General features: G+C 68.6%; 2 protein-coding genes. Both read left to right on the top strand.

Annotated elements, in window-relative coordinates; translation table 11 throughout:
• The first annotated feature begins 37 nt into the window (after positions 1-37).
• Positions 38-1,024, top strand: a complete 987-nt coding sequence (locus FVW20_RS10105; RefSeq protein ID WP_196609333.1) for an HDOD domain-containing protein — start codon at positions 38-40, stop codon at positions 1,022-1,024.
• A 392-nt stretch (positions 1,025-1,416) separates the two neighbouring features.
• Entirely contained in the window at positions 1,417-3,132 is a 1,716-nt protein-coding gene (gene recJ, locus FVW20_RS10100) for a single-stranded-DNA-specific exonuclease RecJ (RefSeq protein WP_196609331.1), read from the top strand.
• Positions 3,133-3,471 lie beyond the last annotated feature (339 nt).

Here is a 3,471-nt window from a genome sequence, read left to right as displayed (position 1 = left end):
AGGCACCGGCAGCCGACGCCACGGGCGGAGGCGGGTCGTGAGCCCCGCCAGCGGCGCGGGGGGCGGCGTACCCCCAGACCCTGCCCTGCCCGTCGGAACCGGTGGAACTGGCGGTCTGGACGCGGCCCAGGCGCTGCTGGATGATCTGTTGCGCCGCCCGCCGGAACTGCCCTACGACCCCGGCCTGCTGCGCGAACTGTTCGATTCCACCCGCGACGACTCCCTGGCCCCCCTTTCCGCCGTGGCCGGGGTGGTCAATAAGGCGCAGGGGCTTGCCACCCGCGTGCTGTCTCTTGCCAATTCCGCCTATTACGGCCTGCAATCGGAGGTAACCTCCGTCCAGCGGGCCGTTGCCGTTCTGGGCATGGCCGAAATACGCGCGCTGGTGCTGGCGCTGGGCGTTTCGCGCATGATCGACCGTTCTCGCCTGCCCGCCGCGTTCGATCTGCGCGAATACTGGGGGCATCAGCTTTCCGTGGCCGCAGGGTGCCGCCTGCTGGCCCGCCGGGTGCCGGGCTGCGATGCGGAAGCCTGCTACACCGCCGGGCTGCTGCACGACCTTGGCAAGTTGCTCATCGCCGCCTACCGCCCGAAAGACTGGGCGGCCATCCGTCAGATTGCCAGGGACGAGAATCTCATGGATTCCGAGGCCGAGGAACTGTTGCTGGGACTGGACCACGGAGTGGTGGGGGCGCGCCTGCTGTCGTTCTGGGATCTGCCCATGGCCCTGACGGAACCCATCAACTGGCACCACGCCCCGCATCTGGCGGGCGAACATCAGCGCGCCGCACTGGTGGTGCATGTGTCCGACGCCACGCTGCACCTGCGCGAACGGCTGGCGGAAAAGGGTGCGGACGGCCTGCCCGGCATCCTGCCGGACGGATTGCCCGCCGATTTGCTGATTCCGCAGGGGCTGGCCGACGCTGCCCACTCGCTTGGGGTTGACGTGACGGCGTTCATGTCGGAAATCGAAACCCTGCTCGAAGGCGAGCGGATAGGGCAGTTCGTGTCGCAGCTGGCGTGAGGGCTTTCCGCGGATTGTCTTTTCCCCCGCAGGCGTCCGGCCCGAAGGGCGCGAAGCGTGGCTTTGGGGCGAGATTGCGAGCCCTACGGCCATCGCGCACAACGAGGTTGAACTCCGCCCGCCACAGTGCTGCGGTGCCCATCCATAAGGCTCGCAAGCTCGCCCGACGGCCGAGGCGCTTTGCGGACGCCAGCCGTAGAGTTCTCTTCGTTCACCTGACGGCTGAGGCACCCCCTCGCGGCAGGCTCGTTCTTCTCGCCAGCAAACGAAAATCCTGCCTTGGAGAAAGCCCTCGGCATCGCGCGGGCTGCGACGGGCTGGCCAGCGCCTATTGCAACGATGTTCTTTCCTGATCTTTTTTCTTTTTCACAGTCTTTTTTCCCGGAGCATGTGTGACCCGCAATTGGATATTCCGCCCGGAGCCGGAGGCGGCAGCGCCGCCGTTCGCGGCATGGGCAGAGCGGCTGGAAGTATCGGAACTCATCGTGCGCCTGCTGTGGCGGCGCGGGGTGGGGTCCGTGGACGACATGGCCCTGTATCTTTCGCCCAACCTGCGGCACCTGGCCCCGCTGGACGAATGGCCGGGGCTGGAGCAGGCTGCCGGCACCCTGACGGAGGGGCTGCTGGCCGGGCTGCCTTTTGCCGTGTGGGGCGATTATGACGTGGACGGGGTGACCTCCACGGCGCTGGTCAAGGGCGTGTTGGCCCATCACGGCATCGCGGCGGCGCACCACATCCCGGACCGGCGAGAGGAAGGCTACGGCCTGAACGTGGCCTGGGTGGAACGACTGGCGGAGCAGGGCGTGCGCCTGCTGCTGACCGTGGACTGCGGCATCTCGGACGTGGAGCCGGTGCGCCGGGCGCGCGAACTGGGCATGACGGTGGTGGTGTCCGACCACCACATGCCGCCCGAGGGCCTGCCCGATGCCCACGCCATCTGCAACCCGCGCCTGGCGGAATGCCCGTGCCCGGCCCTGGCCGGGGTGGGGGTCAGCTTTCTGGTCATGGCGGCGGTAAACGCGGCCCTGGCCGAGCGCACCGGCAAGAAGGCCGACATGCGCGACTTTCTCGACCTGGTGGCGTTGGGCACCCTGGCCGACGTGGTGAACCTGCACGGGCAGAACCGCATTCTGGTCAAGAACGGCCTGCTGAAGATAGCGGAGGCCCGGCGCCCCGGCATGGCCGCGCTGAAGACCGTGAGCGGGTACAACCCCACGGCGGCCATCGGCGCGGGGCAGGTGGTGTTCGGCCTTGCGCCGCGCATCAACGCGGCAGGGCGCATGGGCAAGGCGGAACTGGCCCTGCAACTGCTGCTGACCGACGACCACGCCGAGGCGGCAGGACTTGCGCAGGAACTGGACGCGGAAAACGCCCGCCGCCGGGCAGAGGAAGACCGCATCCTGGACGCCGCGAAAAAACAGGCCGAAGGGCAACTGGATCGCATGGGCCTTGTGCTGCACGGCGAGGACTGGCACCCCGGCGTCATCGGCATCGTGGCCTCGCGCATCGTGGACGAATTCTACCGGCCCACGCTGATCCTGAGCCGCGACGGCGAATCCATGAAGGGGTCGGGCCGTTCGGTGGCGGAATTCGACCTGCACGCCGGGCTGTCCCGCTGCGCCGACCTGTTCACCTCGTTCGGGGGGCACCATCAGGCGGCGGGCATGAGCATGGCCGCCAGCCACGTGGATACCCTGCGCGACCGTTTCGACGCCGTGGTGCGGGCGGAACTGGGCGACAACCCGCTCACCCCGCGCCTGAAGCTGGACGGCGAACTGGGCTTTGCCCTGGCGGGCGACTTCACCCTGCTGAAGGAACTGGAAATGCTCCAGCCGTTCGGCACGGGCAACGCCGAGCCGGTGTTCGCTTCGCCGCCGGTGCTGGTGCGCGACCTGCGCCGCTTTGGCCCCACGCGCGACCATGTGGAACTGCAACTGACCGACGAGAGCTGCGGCATCACCCTGCGGGCCAAGGCGTGGCGTCAGTCCGGCCAGTTTCCGGACAGCCTGCGCGGCACACGGGTGCGCCTGGCCTACACTCCGCGTATCGACCGCTACAACGGCGCGGCGTCTGTGGATTTGCGGATCAAGGATTGGAAAAGGGAATAGGGGCGGGGCAGGATTCCGGTTCGGTCAGGCCCACGGGACCGGGCAACAGACACGGCCACGCAACCGTTGCCCGACAACGGTTGTCCCACGCCCGTTGCTCTTGACCCCGCGCGCGTCTATCGTAGCCATGCGGAGCGGCTGATGACGCGCCGCCGCAGTTCGCCGGAGCCACGCATGGACGATAGCACGCACCCACAGGATGGCGGTACGCCACCATCGGACGCAGACAGCGCCGGAAACGGCGCACCCGGCCCCCGCCGCAACGGGCGCTCCGCGCCGGAACGCCTGTGGCGGGCCGTGCGGTTGCACCGGCTGCGGCTGGTACGGCTGCCCTCCACG

This window comes from Nitratidesulfovibrio oxamicus (assembly GCF_015731765.1).
Taxonomy (GTDB): domain Bacteria; phylum Desulfobacterota; class Desulfovibrionia; order Desulfovibrionales; family Desulfovibrionaceae; genus Cupidesulfovibrio; species Cupidesulfovibrio oxamicus.
The sequence above is the reverse complement of the archived record's forward strand: the minus strand, read 5'-3'. Positions and strand labels throughout refer to the sequence as shown.